Below are 16,860 nucleotides of genomic sequence, written 5' to 3'. Positions count from 1 at the left end.
CGTCACCTCTCCTTCTGCAGTACGGACAGCGCGGCAATGAGCTCGGCCTGTGGTTCCGGGGTCACTTCGAGCGCTTCGAGCGGGGCGAGCCGGCGGTCGCGCTCGGCGCGCAGCACCTGGTCGAGGTGGTCGCCGACCAGTTCGCCGCCCCGGTCGCGCAGCCGCAGGGCGGCTTGGGCGCCGATGCGTTCGGCGAGCTTCTCGCCCGCGGGCCGGGCGCGTTTGCCGCCGAGCAGGGCGGCGACGAGCAGGGCCGCGACGCCGTCGGGGTCGGGTGCGGGCTGCTTGTCGAGCCGGGCCACCTCCTCCTCGGCGAGTTCCTCCAGCACGCGCCGCCAGTGCCGTACGGCCATGCCGATGCGTTCCCCCGCTTCCTTGTCGGGCGCGGGCAGCGCTACCGCGCCGGCGGCGGGCTCGCGCCGCCAGGCCTCGGCGATCCGCTCGTCGGCGGCGGCGACGGCGCACTGGAGCAGTGCGGCGAGGGACTCGGCGAGGGAGTCGAGCAGTTCGTCGGCGCTCGTGTCGAGCGGGTAGCCGCGCCAGCGGGTCAGCGCGTCACCGGCCAGTACGGCGCCGTGGTCGAGGCGGTTGCGGACGCGCTTGCCCTCGCGCCGGTACGCGTCCTCGACGGCCGAGGTCAGCCGTACGGCGGCGGCGTGCTGGGCGGCGACGGCGGAGGCGAGTTCCGGCATCCGGCGGCGGAGGGAGTCCAGCGCGCCGAGCGCGGTCCGCCCGACGGCGTACTGCCGGGCGGCCGGGTCCTGGGCGTGGTGCGCGAGCCAGGCGAACAGCGGGGCGACGGCGCTGGCCGGCAGCAGCCCGCCCCCGCCGGTCGATTCGGGCAGTTCCGGGACGGTGAAGCGCGGCACGTCGCCCAGCCCGGCCTTGGTGAGCAGGGCCCCGTACTGCCGCGAGACCTCGGCCAGGACCTGGTGCGGGACCCGGTCGAGGACGATGATGAGGGTGGCCTTGTACTGCTTGGCGGTGCGCAGCAGGTGCCAGGGGACGGCGTCGGCGTACCGCGAGGCGGTGGTGACCATCACCCAGACGTCGGCGGCGCAGATGAGTTGGGCGGCGAGCGTCCGGTTCTCGACCACGAGGGAGTCGATGTCGGGGGTGTCGAGGATGGCCAGTCCGCGCGGCAGGCTGGAGACGGTCTCGATGCGCATCTCGCGGGTGGCGTGGGTGTCGCCGTGGGCGCGGTCGCGGGGCCGGGATCTGGCCGCGGGGGGCGTGTCCTCCTCTTCGTGGGGCACCCAGACCCGCATCAGATCGGGCAGGACCCGCATTCCGGCGAACCAGTGGTGGTCATCCGGATGGCAGACGAGCACCGGTGTGCGCGTGGTCGGGCGCAGCACTCCGGCTTCGCTGACCTGTCGTCCGACGAGGGAGTTGACGAGGGTGGACTTACCGGCCCCGGTGGACCCGCCGACGACGGCGAGCATCGGCGCCTCGGGCGCCTTCAGCCGGGGTACGAGGTAGTCGTCGAGCTGCGCGAGCAGCTCGGCTCTGGTCTGGCGGGCGCGCGGGGCGCCGGGCAGGGGCAGCGGCAGACGCACGGACGCGACCCGGTCGCGCAGGGCGGACAGGGCATCGAGCAGCTGAGGCCGAACATCCAAGGTCACCACATGCGAAGAATGCCCAATTTAGGACCATTTTTGAAGCTTATACGCCCTCTGCGCGCCGACCGCGACTCCAGTGGGACATTCTGGGCACGACGGACGAGTGGGGCGCAGGCATAACGAGTGCACAACACCAGGGGCGCCACGGCGCAAAAGCGATGCGAGAATCGCACCTGCCTGCGATTATCGGGACCGCTTCACCGAACCTCCACATCGTGGCCCGCGAGTGAAGCAACCGGGACAAGGCGACCGGAGCCCTATCCTTGACCCGGCACGGACCACAGTCCCACCCCCACCAGGGGCTCCAGGCCCACCACGGCCACCTTCCGGCCCCCGTAGCTCAGTGGATAGAGCAGGTGCCTTCTAAGCACTTGGCCGCAGGTTCGAGTCCTGCCGGGGGCACTCTCCACGTCCTACCCCTCAAGCCCTCCCTCGCGGAGGGCTTTTTCGCAGGTCAGCGGCACCCTCATGCGATCGCCGTAGCGGCGAGGCAAGCCCCTGAACTACCCCTGACGGCGGGGGTGGCAGTCCGACTGGATCCCGGCTTCAGCCGGCTCTTGGCGGGTGTTCTTCCCGAAAACTTTCCGAAATTCTGCTGCGACCGGCCCGTCTGCGGTTCCACGGCGGGCAGCTCCTGCGGGCCTTCGATGCGCTTCTGAAGATCGGCCAACTGACAGTCACATTCAGCCAGGTCGTCAGGCAGGTGTGCCGCAGGTCGTACACGCGCTTGCCGACGGGTGAGGCGTACTCGTGTCCGTCGGGCACGGCTTCTCGTGCCTTGCTCCAGACGCGCCGGAAGACTGCACCCGCCAGCTGCGCCGACCCGAGGGGGGCGCATCGGCGAGGACCCTGCGACCGGGGCGCAGGCACCCCTCTGCCCCATGCGCCCGACACGCAGAACCCAACTGCACAAGATCGGATAATTGGGCGTTATTCAGGCATCAGGTCAAAGATAGGGAGTTCTCGTCATGTCACGGATGTAACGCACCTGCGGTTTCTGGCACCTTGTTACGCGAGGTGTGGAGCCGAACGGAATGGGGACACCGGGATGATGCGCGACCGTCGGACCGCCGGGTGGGGACGCCGTGGTGGGGCAAAATTCGTCGCAGGTGTGACCGTGATGGGCGCGATCGCTTGCCTCGCCGGATGCGACGTGCTCAAGCCGTACACGCCACCGCGGCCTCCCGCCAAAGGCCCGCTCACCTTCTACGTGAGCCCGGAGGGCGACGACGAGCGAGACGGCCTGTCCGAGGCGACCGCCTGGCGCACCCTCGCCCGGGCCGACCAGGTGCCGTTCCGGCCCGGAGACCGTCTTCGGCTCAAGGGCGGCGAGCGCTTCACCGGTGGGCTGACCATCGGCACGGGTGATGCGGGCAGCGTGCCCAAGCCCGTGGTGATCGATTCGTACGGCACCGGTCGGGCCACCATCGCGGCGAGGGGCACAGCGGGAATCGCCGTTTACAACACCGCCGGCGTGGAGATCCGGAATCTGGTGCTCGTCGGCGATGCCAAGGCGCAGCGCAGTGCGGACGGCATCAGCTTCTTCAACGACCTCGGCGGCGGGCGACCCTTGAACCACGTGCGGATCTCCGGGGTCGACGTGTCCCGGTTCCAGCACGGGATTCGCGTCGGCACGGGCCCCAGGTCCACGGGCTTCCGCGACATCCAGATCAGCGACTCGGCCGTGCACCACAATCAGGACGCCGGGCTGGTCACCTACGGTCCACGCTTCACGGCCAAGAAACCGGGCTACGCGCACGAACAGCTCGTGATCACGCGAGTCAGGGCGTACAGCAATCCGGGCGACCCGACCGCGGACGACCGCAACACCGGCAGTGGCATCGTTCTCGGCAGCGTCCGGAACGCGACCGTTCAGCAGTCGGTCTCGTACGACAACGGGGCCAAATCCTCGGCCTTGGCTCAGGAAGGGCCCGAGGGAATCTGGACCTACGACTCGACCCGCGTGATCATCCAGAACAACAGGGCGTATCGCAATCGCACCGGGTCCCGCGTAGACGGCGGGGGTTTCGGCCTGGACAACAACGTGTCGTCCTCGGTGCTCCAGTACAACCTGTCCTACGGCAACGACGGCGCGGGCTTCCTCGTGTACTCGGGTGAGCCGTCCAACGCGCACAGGGACAACGTCGTGCGTTTCAACTACAGCTGGGACGACGCCAGAAAGCTACCGTGGTACGGCGGCATCGTGGCATACGGCAACCTCATGCGGAATCTGGAGATCTACCACAACACCGTGATCCTGCGGTCGAGCGGCATCGACCGGCCACCGGCCCTGCGACTCCGGAACGGAATGAGCGGAGTCGGCATCCGCAACAACATCTTCGTCACCAACGGTGCTCCGGTGGTGGATTCGGACACCAACTACACACAGGCCCTCCTTCGTCTGCAGGGGAACGACTACTTCAGCACGGGCGACTGGAAACTGCAGTGGGGCAAGGTGCGGTACTCCGATTTGCAGGCCTGGCGGCAGCGGGCTGGACAAGAGCGGATGGGCACCGAGCCGACGGGCAGCACCGCGGACCCGTGCCTCGAGGGCACGGCGGCCCCGGTCACCGATCTGGCCGGGGCCACCAAGCTGGTCTCGACCTGCGCCGACCAGTTGGAAGGCGCCGTCAAGCTGCGGTCGCTCGGAGTCGACCCCGGCCTGGTCGACTACTTCGGGGCGCGGCTGAGCACAGCGCCCTCCGCGGGTGCCGCACAGCTAGGTGAAGAGGACTGAGCCAGAGCGCTGCCACGCTGAGGTGCGGGCACCGTGGCGGGACCCGGCCTGCCCAGTACGCGGACGGTCCAGCCGGCGGAACGCCACAGACCCGCGTCGAGGTGGTTGCGGGCATCGATGAGCCTCGGTGCGCACACCACGCGTGCCAGCTTCACCGGGTCGATCTCCCGGTACTGACTCCACTCGGTCAGATGCAGCACGACATCCGCTCCGCGGCAGGCGGTCAGCACGTCTGCGTCGTAGCGCAGTTCGGGGTGCGTCAAGCAGGCGTTGTAGATCCCTTCGGGGTCATGGACCCGTACCTCACCGCCCTCGCGGCGGATCGCCGCCGCCACGGCAAGGGCCGGCGAATCACGGACGTCGTCGCTGTTCGGCTTGAAGGTGGCACCCAGGACGGCGATCCGGTGTCCGGAGAACGCACCGCCGACCGCGTCACGGGCGAAGGCGACGGTCCGGAGCCGCTGGCGCAGGTTGATGTCGTCGACCTGACGCAGGAAGCTCACCGCCTCCTCCACGCCGAGTTCCCGGGCCCGGGCAGTGAACGCCCGGATGTCCTTGGGCAGGCATCCGCCGCCGAAGCCGAGACCGGCGTTGAGGAAGCGGCGCCCGATGCGGGTGTCGTGTCCGAGCGCGTCGGCGAGGGTGCTCACATCGGCACCGGCCGCGTCGCAGACCTCCGCCATCGCGTTGATGAACGAGATCTTGGTCGCGAGAAAGGAGTTCGCCGCGACCTTGACCAGCTCGGCGGTGGCGGGGTCGGTGCTGATGTACGGGAGGCCGGCGCGGAGCATGGGGGCGTACACCTCGCGCAGGGTCCGGTCCGCGCGCGGTGAGGTGACGCCCGCCACGAGCCGGTCGGGCCGCAGCGTGTCCTCGACCGCGAACCCCTCTCGCAGGAACTCGGGGTTCCAGGCGACTTCCACGTCCGCACCGGCGGGGACGAGACCTCTCAGCCGGGCCGCGATGCGGGCGGTGGTACCGACCGGGACGGTGGATTTGCCCACGATCAGGCAAGGACGGGTCAGGTGGGGGGCCAGCCCGTCGATGACGGCATCGACGTAGCGCAGGTCGGCGGCGTTCGAGCCGGCCTGCTGCGGTGTGCCCACGCAGACGAAGTGCACCTCGCCGAAGGCCGCCGCCTCGCTGAGGGAGGTGGAGAAGTGGAGTCGTCCGGAGTCGATGGCGCGGGTCAGGACGTCGTCGAGGCCGGGCTCGAAGAAGGGGGGTCTGCCCTCGGTGAGGGCCGTGATCTTTTCGGCGTCGATGTCGACGCCGAGGACCTCGTGTCCGATGTCGGCCATGCACGCGGCGTGCACAGCTCCGAGGTATCCCGTACCGATGACGGTCAAGCGCATGCGAATCTCCTGTCTGACGAACTGCTGTGCGTGGGCTGGTGTGATGAACCGCAGGCGGGCTCGGACGTCAGGCCGTGTAGCCCGAGGGGTTGAGTTCCTGGAAGCGCCAGGCGTCGCGGCACATCGCCGCGAGATCACGGGTCGCGGCCCAGTTCCAGGCCGCCGCCACTGCGCTGGGATCGGCGACGAGCTCGGTCACGTCTCCCGGGCGGCGCCCGGTCACCTCGTACGGGATCGGCCTGCCGGACTCCCGCTCGAAAGCGGCGACGAGATCGAGGACGGAGGACCCCACTCCGGTGCCGAGGTTGAAGACACGCATGCCGTTCTCGTCGCCGAGGTGCTCCAGTGCGCGCCGGTGGCCCTCGGCCACGTCCATGACGTGGATGTAGTCACGGATGCCGGTCCCGTCGGGGGTGCGGTAGTCGTCGCCGAAGACGCTGAGCCGCTCGCGGCGGCCGACGGCCACCTGGGCCAGGTACGGCATGATGTTGTTGGGCACGCCCCGGGGGTCTTCGCCCAGCAGTCCCGACGGGTGCGCGCCGACCGGGTTGAAGTACCGCAGGGACAGCACGCTGAGCTCGGGCAGGCGGCGGCAGACGTCGGCCAGTACTTGCTCGCAGAGCCACTTCGTCGAGGCGTACGGGTTCGTCGGGGCCGCCGGATCCGCTTCTGTCAGAGGCACCTTGGTGGCGTCCCCGTAGATCGAGCAGGACGAGGAGAACACCAGCCGGTGTACTCCATGTGCGTGCATGGCCGACAGCAGGGCGGTCGTGCCGCCGACGTTGATGTCGTAGTAGGCGATCGGGATCTCCACGGACTCGCCGACCGCCTTCTTCGCGGCGAAGTGGATCACCGCGTCGATCGGGTGCTCGTCGAATACGGCATCCAGCGCGCGCCGGTCCCGCATGTCGGCCCGGTACACGGCGGCGACCGGGCGTCCCGCGATCTTCGCGACGCGCTCCAGGGCCTCCGGTGAGCTGTTCGAATGGTCGTCGACGACGACCACCTCGTAGCCGTTCTCGAGCAGTTCGACACAGGTATGGCTGCCGATGAAGCCGGCGCCGCCGGTGACCAGGACCGTCGTGGGCATGGGGGTGGGATCCTTTCTCCGTGATCGTCTGTGGGGGTGGGGTGGAGGTGGGGAGCCGGTGCGGCGGTGTCACCAGCCGAAGATGCCTGCCGCGTAGACGGGGAACAGGCCGATGGCCAGGGCGAGCGGCAGCAGCGTGAGGGTTCCGGCGAGCAGGGGCAGCCGGGCCGTCACCACGGCCTTGTGCTTGGGCACTCCCGCGGCCCGTGCCATCTCTGCGATGTGCAGCCCCGCAATGGTGAGGGTGACCAGCGCGTACGAGAGCGAGCCGAGGATGCACAGGAAGACGTACCCCGCGGCGGGGCCGGTGAGCTCGCCGGTCACAGCCGCGCAGGACAGCGTGGTGGTGATGATCAGGTAGGGCGCCACCAGCCGCAGCGGCAGCGGCTCGAGCCCGTCCGTCGACTTGGGGGTCACCTTGAAGACGACCGGCCGGGGGCGCAGCTTCTGCACCAGGGCAGCACCCACGCCCCAGGCGACGAAGGGCCAGCGGGCGAGACCGAAGAGCCAGCTCTCCCAGCTCAGGACCGGGGCCTTCGCCGGCCGGAGCAGCCCGCGCCGGCGCACGAGCACGGTGAGGAGCATCAGCCATACGGACATCGCCCAGAAGTGGCCCAGGAACGAGAAGTAGTTCACGTTGATCCACGGCAGGCCGGTGACGGCCGCCACCGGAGGCAGCGCCAGCCCCATGGTGGTGGTCGCGGCGAGCAGCGGGTAGTACGACAGGGCGAAGGCGAAGCGCAGGCGCAGCCAGCCGCGCATGCGGCCCAGGTGGCGCGGAAGCATCCCGAAGAGCATCACCGCGAGACTGCGTGACCACTGGAACTCCTGGGTGGCCATGGCGGCGAAGGTGACGGGGCCGTCGCCGCGCGCATGGGCGTCGATGGCGAACGATCCCTGCCAGCCGGCCGAGTTCATCAGGAACGTGGTCGAGAAGTCCTCGGCGAGTTCGGGCCCGATCCCGCCGATGTCCCGCACCGCCTCCGTACGCACGGCGTAATGGGAGCCGATGCACAAGGGCGCGAGCCCGGCCGAGTGGCCCAGCTGGACCGCCCCGTGAAAGACGGCCTCACGATGCAGCCGGCCCCGCGCAGACCAGGAGACTTCGGCATTGGCGTCGCACACGCTCGGCGCGGCGACGTAGCCGATCGCCGGATCGGAGAACGGCCGCACCATCTCGGTCAGGTACGACCCGCTCGGCACGTGGTCGCAGTCCAGCTGGGCGACGACGTCGTAGTCCCGGTAGCCCCAGTGGTCGTAGAAGAAGGCGAGGTTGCCCTCCTTGCAGCGGGTGCGGCGCGGCCACGTGAGCCGGTGGTAGTCAGGGCGGTCCCGGCGGCAGGAGACCCGCACTCCGTTCGCCGCGCACCAGTCCGCGACGTCGGCGGAGGGGTCCTCGTCGCACAGCCATACGTCGTAGGGGTGGGGGTAGTCCTGGCGGAGCATCGCCTCCAAGGTGGTGCGGGCGATGTCCCAGTGTTCCGACGGAGCACGGGTGACGACGAACGCCGTACGCACCTGCGGGACGCCGATCCCCGAGTCGAAGCGGCGCAGACGGACGACCGCGACCAGGAAGTGCAGGGGCAGCAGTGCCAGGTAGAGCAGCAGCGCGCTGTTGACGGCCAGGCCCACCCAACCGACCTGGTGCTCGGGACGCAGCCACCAGACCCAGAACCAGACGAGGCAGGCCACCCACCCCAGGGTGAGCACCATGACCTTCAGCCTGTCGGCTGTGCCGAACTGGCGGACGAAGCTCGTTTCGCGGGTCTTCAGAGCACGGCGCGGATGGGCGAACACGGGCCCGTCGGGAGGAATCTCGACGACGCGGCCCCGGGAGAGCTCGCGGATCTGGTCCTTGAGTGTGGCCTGCTCTCCGGACGGGCTGGGGATAAGCCCGTCGGTCGCGGCAGCCTCGCGTACGAGCCCTGGCTCGGTCGGGGTCATGTGAGCGCGCTCCGGGATGATCTCGGTGGGGCGGCGCGAGGGCCTCACGGCCGCCTTGGAGGGAACGGGGCCAGCGGGGAGAGGCGTGCAGGGACGCCCCTCCCCGTCGGAGGGGAGGGCCGGGACGGGTTCAGGCCGGCGCGGGGACGGATTCCGGCCGGTCCGACACAGCGCCGGCGTACCTCCTCGGGGGCGGCATACCGTCCTCCTGGCCGCCGCGGATGGCGGCGGCTCCGGTCGAGAGGTCGGCGGGGCGGGAGGCGAACCAGTCGCTCGTCCTGCGCAACCCCTCCTCGATGTCCACCTCGGGCCACCAGCCGAGCGCGTCCCGGGCCCGGGAGATCACCGGGCGCCTGCGGACCGGGTCGTCGACGGGGAGCGGGTGGTACTGGATTTCCGACAGCGAGCCGGTGAGTTCCAGCACCATCTCGGCGAGCTCGGTGACCGTTCGCTCCACCGGATTACCCAGGTTGAAGGGTCCGGCCTCGGAGGAGTCGAGCAGGGCGACGAGACCGCGGACCAGATCGTCGACATAGCAGAAGCTGCGGGTCTGCTTCCCGTCGCCGTAGATGGTCAGGGGTTCGCCCGTGAGGGCCTGGGTGATGAAGCTGGAAACCACCCGGCCGTCGTGCGGGCGCATGCGCGGACCATAGGTGTTGAAGATCCGCGCAATACCGACATCGACACCGTGCGTGCGCCGATATGCGACCGAGATGGCCTCGGCAAATCGTTTCGCCTCGTCGTACACGCTGCGGGGTCCGACAGAATTGACGTTGCCCCAGTAGTCCTCTTCCTGCGGGTGGACCAGGGGGTCGCCGTAGACCTCACTCGTCGACGCGAGGATGAACCGGGCACGGTGGCGCAGTGCGAGACGGAGCGCGTTCTCCGTCCCCCTGCTGCCGACAGCGAGCGTCTCCAGCGGCTGGCGCAGGTAGTCGGGCGGCGATGCGGGACTCGCCAGATGGGCGACGGCGTCGACCCGGCCGCTGACCTCCATCTGGACGCTGACATCGGCATGGATGAATTCGAACGCCGGATTGGGGAGCAGGTGTGCGATATTCCTGGGCTCGCCTGTCGAGAAGTTGTCCAGGCACACTACGGAGTCCCCGCGCCTCAGCAGAGCCTCGCATAGATGTGACCCAAGAAATCCACCGCCACCGGTGACGGCAATGCGCATACGGTTCTCCAGGAGTCGGGAGCGGAAAGCCTCATGTCGCCTTCCTGGCACGTCGACCCACATGCGCGACGATTGGAAGGGAAGGGCTCCGAGGGAAACTCAGGCAAAGCATATGGACATACGTAGGACTTTCTTCTGCAGCGCAAATCCGCGCTGGGCCAATTGGCCACCCACCCCGGTGCACCACTCGCGGTCAGCCCAAGGCGCCTATGGCCTGGCGCTCCGATCAGCGCACATTTCTGCCTCACTCGCGCGTGTGAGTCGCCGCCGCGCGCGTCAACCCGTGGAGGCGCAGCATCTCGCCTGGAGAATCGCTGCTGAACTCTTTCCCCGCTCACGGCCTTGGCGGCGATCCATCGACAGGAGCGTCGGCGACCTCCTGCTGACCTCCTGTCGGAGTGCCGGTAGATCATCGCGGCGCCGGTACGACGTCTGCGCCACACCACCGACCACCGACGAGGAAGGCGGCTCCGCAGCCACACCCCGGTCACGGCCCGGCGCTATGTGGCGTCGGCAGAACTTGATCAAGTGGCTGAGCCCGAGAAACCGGCGCCCGAGCATCCCGGCGGGGGGCCTGTGGCCACTTCGGAACAGGCCATCGAGATCGGCCGGACCGCCCCGCCGGGGCGTGGCGGCAAGGCCTCCCGCCGCCACATCGAGAAGGCCATCCGCGCCAAGGGCCTCGAAGTGGGCCGCGAACGCCTCGATGAGGCCAAGGACTTCCTCCAGGCCGAACTGCGAGCGCCCGCTCCCCGAGCTGTCCGGCGTACACGGTCCGGTCGCAGACGTGGGCTGCGGCAACGGGCCGATTCCGCTCAAGTTCGCCCCGGCGGTGACTCCGGCGTACGTTGCGCCTCCGCGAGAGCGCCGGCCGGACCCGTGCGCGGCGTCGTCGCCAACACCCTGACGGGGATGGCGATGGACGCGAACGACTACCTCAGCGCGAAGTGGGCGACACGATGCCCTGCAGCCCGAACCCGCAGCCCTCCCCCGCGGAGGGCCCTTTTCTGTTCGGCCGCGGGGTGCCCCGGCCGGTCACCCCTCCGGCACCTCCACGATCAGGAGGGTCCCGCTGCTGCCGGGGCGCACCTCGTGGTGCACCCCGGCCGGGATCCGGCACATCTCCCCGGGTCCGACGGCCACCGGGGCGCCCTGGACGACCAGTTCGAGCCGGCCGTCGAGCACGATGAGGATCTCGGCCGAGCCGTGCGACTCCTCCACCACCGGCGCCCCGTCCATGCGCAGCAGCTTCACGGAGGCGGTACCGATCTCCCCGAGCACCTCGGAGCACCAGGCGGCAGGCATCCTGGACGCCGCGTCGAACAGGTTGACCAGAGTCATGGCATGCCTCCTGAAGTCCCCCCGGACAGGGGGACGGTGACGGATGGATGGCTGGACGCTACCGCCGCCGGTACGCCGGGTGGTCGACCGCCGGGTAAAACCTGCGGGCGACCGCCGTCCACCCGGTGTCCGCCCGACGCCGCACCAGCGTCGGCCGTCCTGGACGGTCACCCGGAAGGTCACCGCACACGCCACGGCCATCGGGGAAGGGCCGCGACGACCTCGACGACGCGATCGGCCCGGACGCGGTGCGGCCGGTGCCGGGATCACCGCCCCCTGCGGAAACCCGGCCCTGAGCCACCCCCTCGGCTTCGGCGGCCACAACGCCGCGCCGGCGCTGCGCCGCTACGGAGCGGGGGCACGGCTGAGGAGGGGGCCGCGGCTGAGCGGGGGCCGCGGCTGAGCGGGGGCCGGCTGCGTCCGCGATGGCCGTGGCACGCCCCGAGCGACCCGCCCGAAGCTCACGCAGAGCCACCCGGGCCGACTCTTCGCAGCCGTTCCATCCGCGGCCCGGCACCGACTTGCGGACGGGCCGGGGATGGGGTTGCGTCGAAGTAGGTGTGTGCGTGGTTTCCGTCTCCCCTGGTTTGGGGGTGAGCCCTCGTGCTGTTCACCCATCGCACGGACGCCGGAGAGCGTCTCGCCGAGGCGCTCCTGCACCTGCAGGGGGAGGATCCCGTGGTCCTGGGCCTGCCCCGCGGCGGAGTCCCGGTGGCCTTCCAGGTCGCGCGGGCACTCGGCGCCCCGCTCGATGTGATCGTGGTCCGCAAGCTCGGCGTCCCCTACCACCGGGAGCTGGGCTTCGGCGCCATCGGTGAGGGCGGGGTGCGCGTCATCAGCGAGGACATCGTCCGCAGCAGCCGAGTCCGGCAGCAGGACCTCGCCGCGGTCGAGCACGCCGAGGAGGCCGAGCTGGCCCGGCAGGCGCGCAGGTTCCGCGGCGACCGGCCGCGGGTGGTCCTCGCCGGCCGCACGGTGATCGTGGTCGACGACGGGATCGCCACCGGGGCCACGGCCGCGGCCGCCTGCGAGGTCGTACGGGCGCAGGGCGCGGCCCGGGTGGTGCTGGCCGTTCCGGTGGCGCCGCCGGACGCGGTCGCCTGGCTGCGCACCGAGGCCGACGAGGTGGTGTGCCTCTCCACCCCGCGCGCCTTCCGCGCCGTCGGCGAGTGGTACGAGGACTTCTCCCAGACCCCCGACGAGGAGGTCGTCGCCCTGCTGACGCGGGCGGCGGCCGCTCCCGGCGCCGGCCCGGCATCGGGCCCGGCCGCCCGGGCGACCGCAGTCGAGGTGGACGCCGGCGGCCTCACCCTGGCCGGAGACCTCGCCCTGCCGGAGGGCGCCGGGGCGGTCGTGGTGTTCGCCCACGGCTCGGGCAGCAGCCGGCGCAGCCCGCGCAACCGCGCGGTGGCGGCGGAGCTGAACCGGGCGCGGCTCGGCACCCTGCTCTTCGACCTGCTCACCCCCGCCGAGGAGGCTGACCGGGCCAACGTCTTCGACATCGAGCCCCTGGCCGGCCGGCTCGCGGAGGCCACCCGCTGGCTGCGGCGCCGCGTGCCCCTCCCGGTCGGCTACTTCGGGGCGAGCACCGGAGCCGCGGCGGCGCTGTGGGCCGCGGCGGACGCGGCGAACGCCTCGGGCGCCGATGCGGACGCCGGGATCGGCGCCGTCGTCTCCCGCGGCGGTCGCCCCGACCTCGCCGGCCCGCGGCTCGCCGCCGTACGGGCGCCCACGCTCCTCGTGGTGGGGAGCCGGGACACGACGGTGCTTGACCTCAACCGCGGGGCCCAGCGCGAACTGCGCTGCGAGAACCGGCTGGAGATCGTCCCGGGGGCCACCCACCTCTTCGAGGAGCCGGGAGCCCTGGACGAGGTGGCCGCCCTGGCCCGGGACTGGTTCGCCCGGCACCTCGTGCGGTGACAGGCGCCCGCCCGGGCCGCGTCGGCCGAAGCGGCCCTCGACGTGGTCCGCGGTGCGAGGGGCGGCTCGGCGAGGACGATCGCGACGGCCCCGATGAGGACGTGCCGGAAGGACCCTCGCGATGCCGGAGCGGTGGGAGTCCGGCTCGCACGCGGAGGCGGTGAGGAAGGCCGGGCCCGCGTCGCACAGCGCCTCCGGGGCACGGCCGCCGCGGAAGCAGCGCCTCCGGGGCACGGCCGCCGTGGAAGACGCCGACCAGGGTCATGATGAGGAGCACCGCGGCGCCGGCGCCGCGGGCGGATCCCCGGGAGATCCGGTCGCCTCCGCGCGAAGCCGCCGCACGGCGGGGCAGCAGGCGGGCCGCGAGGCTGCTGCGCACGTGCGGACTCCGGCCGAGTTCGTGGTTGCCCGGCGCCGACGAGGCGCCGGGGTCACGGCCGCGGGACCCCCGCCCTTGGCGATCCCTACGAGATCCCGAGGAGCCTGACCGCCTGGTAGTAGGTCCACGCGGTCCCCTCGCAGGAGCTCTTGCGGCTGCCGGGGTACTGCGCGCAGACCCGCTTCATGTCCGCGAGGAACGCCTCGTCCAGCCGGGCCTTGGCGGCCGGGAACAGCCCTGCCGCCCGGTGGTTGCGGTAGCCGAAGTCGTGGCGGTCGCAGGCCGCGGTGAAGGGGAAGCCGAAGGGGTTGTCCGGGGAGGAGGTGCAGTGGTCAGTCGACCAGTCGAAGCCGTACGCGGCCCACGCGCCCCGGTGCACGCGCGCGTCGGCCCACGCCTGGTAACTGGCGGCGCTGGGCTGCGTCCAACGGCTGAGCACCAGCGGTTTGTCGGCCGGGACCTCGGGCGCGGCCCAGGCGGCCGGCGCGAGGGCGAGCACCGCGGAGGCAGCGGCGGTGGCGAGAGCGGGGATGAGGCGGCGACGGCGCATGGAAGGTCCTCGGGGCCGGGACGGACGGATCACCTCCGGCCAACAGGGCCGGACGCCACCCGGTTACTGCGCGCCGCACCGCCGGTGTTCCCGTGAACCCCGTACGCATGCTCCAACGGCTTTGCACCGGCGATGAGTTCCCGCCCAGGGTGTGACTTTTCGCCGCCCTTGCACACCTTCTCACCCCGGCGGTCGTCGTCCCATACTCCCGGAGCGGCACGGTAGCGGCCGCAACGGCCTGCGGCACGACGAACACGGGGTGGGGCACGGTGGATTCAGCGACGGTCACGGCGGAGCCGGCAACGGTCAAGGCAGAGCCGACGACGGTCCCAGCAGAGTCGACGACGGTCACGGCGGCGGCCGCGGGCACCTGGAAGCTCGGCGACCTGGAGGTGAACCGCGTCGGCTTCGGCACGCTGCGGCTGACCGGAAACGGCATGAGCGGGAATTCCGACGGCGCCCCGATCGACCGGGAGTTCGCCGTCGGGATCCTGCGGAGCGCGGTCGAGCGCGGGGTGAACCACATCGACACCGCCTCGTTCTACTTCTCGCCGCTGCGCTCCGCCAACGAGCTGATCAACCGGGCGCTGGCGCCGTACACCGACGATCTGGTCATCGCCACCAAGGTCGGACCGTGGCGGGACCCGTCGGGCGCATGGCTGGGGATGGCCGGGCCCGGGCAACTGCGCGGGCAGGTCGAGGAGAACCTGCGCCAGCTCGGCCGGGACCACCTCGATCTCGTCAATCTGCGGGTGAACGGCATCGTGTCGGTCGCCGAGCACTTCGGCGCGCTGGCCGAGCTGCGGGAGGCCGGGCTCGTCCGCCATCTGGGCCTGTCCTGCGTCACGCCCGAACAGCTCGCCGAGGCCCAGGCCATCGCACCCGTGGTCTGCGTGCAGAACCCGTACGGCCTGGAAGAGCGGGTCGCGGACGCCAACGGCCTGATGGACAGCTGCCGTCGGCAGGCGATCGCCTTCGTGCCCTTCTTCGCGATCTCGGGGCGGCGGCGCGAGGCCCCCGCCGACGACAGCCACGACGACGGGCTCCGTGCCGTGGCCCGCGCCCATGGGGCGACACCCGCGCAGGTCAGGCTGGCCTGGACCCTGCACCGCGGGCCGAACGTGCTGGCGATCCCCGGCACGTCCGACCCCGGTCACCTGGCGCAGAACATCGCCGCCGGAGCGCTGCGGCTGTCCCAGGAAGATGTGGACCGTCTGGAGGCGCAGGTCTAGAGGAGGCCCGCGGCGGTGGCGCGGGCGAAGCCCTCGGGGTTGTCCAGCATGATGTTGTGCCCGCAATCGGGGACGGACACCACGGAGACGCCGGCCGCCTCCAGGGCGTCGGCGCCCGGAAGCGGGCCGTCCGCCTCCGGCAGCAGGTAGGTGCGCGGGACCTTCAACTCCAGCAGCAGCTCGCGCATGGTGGGCGTGGTGCCCGCCGCGAGGTGGACGGCCGAGCGGTGGAGGGCCGTCCGGCCGGCGAGGCGCATCGTGGACCACCAGTGCGCGCCGACCCGGTCGCGCACCTCGGCCCAGCCGCCGGCCAGGAACTCCTCCTCCGTGTAGGCGGCGATCCCGCTGCTCCCGGGCGCCGCGGGGACGGGCGGAACCGGATCCAGGTTGGCGTCGACGAGCACCAGCCGGGAGACCAGGTGGGGATGGCGGTCGGCGAGCACGACGGCCACGGCTCCGCCCATGCTGTGGGCGATCAGCTCGGCGCCCGCCAGCCCGGCCGCGCCGAGGGCGGCCGCCAGGGCGTCGGCATGCTCCTCCAGGGTGTAATCGAAGCCCTCGGGCCGGTCGCTGTGCCCGTGGCCCAGCAGATCGACCAGCAGGGAGCGCCGCCCCGCCAGCAGCGGGTGCGTGGCGCTCGCCGCGAAGTAGGCCGGCGAGGTGGCGCCGAGCCCGTGCACGTACACCCGGGCCGGCTCCTCCCCCGGCAGCTCGACCCAGCGGATCCGGTCGTCCTCCGCAGTGACCACGGCACTTCTCACGAGGCTCCCCCTCAGTCGGTCGACGGGCGATCGGGCCGTGCCGTGACCGTAACCCGCCCCGCGGCCGTCCGGTCGGGAGTTTCCGGCCGCCCGCCACGCCGCGGCGGACTTCGGCTCACCATCCGTCATGCGCGCATTATCGTGGCCGGCATGGACATCCGCCGGGCCCTCACCCCCGCCGAGCTCGCCGCCGCCGAATGCCTCTTCGACGGGCCCGCCCGCGAGGAGTGGTCCGAGCGCTTCCTCGCCGCCCCGGGGCACGTGATGCTCATCGCCTACGTCGACGGCGTGCCCGCCGGGATGGTCTCCGGCATCGAGATGAGCCACCCCGACAAGGGCACCGAGATGTGCCTGTACGAACTGTCCGTGGACGAGGGGTACCGCCGCCGCGGGATCGGCCGCGCCCTGACCCTGGCCCTCGCCGACGAGGCGAAGGCCCGCGGCTGTTACGGCATGTGGGTGGGGGTCGACACCGACAACGAGGCCGCCCTGGCCACCTACGACGCCGCCGGCGCCCGCGACGAGGGCGTCTTCTCGATGCGCGGCTGGCCCCTCACCCCGTAGCCCGCCCGGTGGCGTGTCGTGCGCCCACTCGGCGCACCCTCCGCGCGCCCGCGCCGCCGCTCGCCGAGCATCGGCCGCATGACCGCATTCGTCCCGCTGCTCCCCGCCGCCCTCGCACTCCTCGCGGTGGCCACCACGGCCGCCGCGAGGAGTGCGAGGGCGGCGGGGAGCAGCGGGACGAATGCGGT

General features: G+C 71.5%; 12 protein-coding genes and 1 tRNA gene. 5 read left to right on the top strand and 8 right to left on the bottom strand.

Annotated features, from left to right (window positions below; genetic code table 11):
* Positions 1-2 precede the first annotated feature (2 nt).
* Positions 3-1,619 carry a dynamin family protein gene (locus PV721_RS18515; RefSeq protein WP_319725590.1) on the bottom strand — a complete coding sequence of 539 codons (1,617 nt, stop codon included), beginning with the start codon at positions 1,617-1,619 and terminating at the stop codon, positions 3-5.
* A 332-nt stretch (positions 1,620-1,951) separates the two neighbouring features.
* Here PV721_RS18515 and PV721_RS18510 point away from each other — a divergent pair.
* Positions 1,952-2,024 (top strand) — tRNA-Arg (locus PV721_RS18510).
* A 718-nt stretch (positions 2,025-2,742) separates the two neighbouring features.
* A complete protein-coding gene (locus PV721_RS18505) occupies positions 2,743-4,359 on the top strand; it encodes a right-handed parallel beta-helix repeat-containing protein (RefSeq protein ID WP_319725626.1) in 1,617 nt (538 codons plus the stop codon).
* Here the strand turns inward: PV721_RS18505 and PV721_RS18500 are convergent.
* From PV721_RS18500 to PV721_RS18480, 5 genes are all read right to left on the bottom strand, one after another.
* Positions 4,293-5,714, bottom strand: a complete 1,422-nt coding sequence (locus PV721_RS18500; protein ID WP_319725588.1) for a UDP-glucose/GDP-mannose dehydrogenase family protein — start codon at positions 5,712-5,714, stop codon at positions 4,293-4,295. The genes PV721_RS18505 and PV721_RS18500 overlap by 67 nt on opposite strands.
* 67 nt (positions 5,715-5,781) lie before the next feature.
* Complete coding sequence (gene galE, locus PV721_RS18495; protein WP_319725585.1) at positions 5,782-6,804, bottom strand: UDP-glucose 4-epimerase GalE; 1,023 nt, start codon at positions 6,802-6,804, stop codon at positions 5,782-5,784.
* A gap of 69 nt (positions 6,805-6,873) precedes the next feature.
* Positions 6,874-8,748, bottom strand: coding sequence for a glycosyltransferase family 2 protein (locus tag PV721_RS18490; RefSeq protein ID WP_319725583.1), 1,875 nt, complete (start codon positions 8,746-8,748; stop codon positions 6,874-6,876).
* Between the two features lie 130 nt (positions 8,749-8,878).
* Positions 8,879-9,925, bottom strand: a complete 1,047-nt coding sequence (locus tag PV721_RS18485; RefSeq protein ID WP_319725580.1) for a UDP-glucuronic acid decarboxylase family protein — start codon at positions 9,923-9,925, stop codon at positions 8,879-8,881.
* A gap of 1,035 nt (positions 9,926-10,960) precedes the next feature.
* Positions 10,961-11,266: a cupin domain-containing protein gene (locus tag PV721_RS18480; RefSeq protein ID WP_319725578.1), complete on the bottom strand. Its 306-nt coding sequence runs from the start codon at positions 11,264-11,266 to the stop codon at positions 10,961-10,963.
* Between the two features lie 603 nt (positions 11,267-11,869).
* Between PV721_RS18480 and PV721_RS18475 the strand changes: the two genes are divergently transcribed.
* Entirely contained in the window at positions 11,870-13,186 is a 1,317-nt protein-coding gene (locus tag PV721_RS18475; RefSeq protein ID WP_319725576.1) for a phosphoribosyltransferase family protein, read from the top strand.
* A gap of 464 nt (positions 13,187-13,650) precedes the next feature.
* On the opposite strand, the gene PV721_RS18470 is transcribed toward PV721_RS18475, so the two are convergent.
* Positions 13,651-14,115: a phospholipase gene (locus PV721_RS18470; RefSeq protein ID WP_319725573.1), complete on the bottom strand. Its 465-nt coding sequence runs from the start codon at positions 14,113-14,115 to the stop codon at positions 13,651-13,653.
* A gap of 269 nt (positions 14,116-14,384) precedes the next feature.
* Between PV721_RS18470 and PV721_RS18465 the strand changes: the two genes are divergently transcribed.
* Positions 14,385-15,347 carry an oxidoreductase gene (locus PV721_RS18465; RefSeq protein ID WP_319725570.1) on the top strand — a complete coding sequence of 321 codons (963 nt, stop codon included), beginning with the start codon at positions 14,385-14,387 and terminating at the stop codon, positions 15,345-15,347.
* On the opposite strand, the gene PV721_RS18460 is transcribed toward PV721_RS18465, so the two are convergent.
* The gene (locus PV721_RS18460; RefSeq protein WP_319725569.1) at positions 15,344-16,108 is read right to left on the bottom strand and encodes an alpha/beta hydrolase; all 765 of its coding nucleotides are present in this window, start codon (positions 16,106-16,108) and stop codon (positions 15,344-15,346) included. The genes PV721_RS18465 and PV721_RS18460 overlap by 4 nt on opposite strands.
* A gap of 150 nt (positions 16,109-16,258) precedes the next feature.
* Between PV721_RS18460 and PV721_RS18455 the strand changes: the two genes are divergently transcribed.
* Positions 16,259-16,672 carry a GNAT family N-acetyltransferase gene (locus PV721_RS18455; RefSeq protein ID WP_319725566.1) on the top strand — a complete coding sequence of 138 codons (414 nt, stop codon included), beginning with the start codon at positions 16,259-16,261 and terminating at the stop codon, positions 16,670-16,672.
* Positions 16,673-16,860: the final 188 nt, after the last annotated feature.

Source organism: Streptomyces sp. MB09-01 (genome assembly GCF_033794505.1).
GTDB lineage: Bacteria > Actinomycetota > Actinomycetes > Streptomycetales > Streptomycetaceae > Streptomyces.
This window is presented reverse-complemented; position numbering and strand designations above follow the sequence as displayed.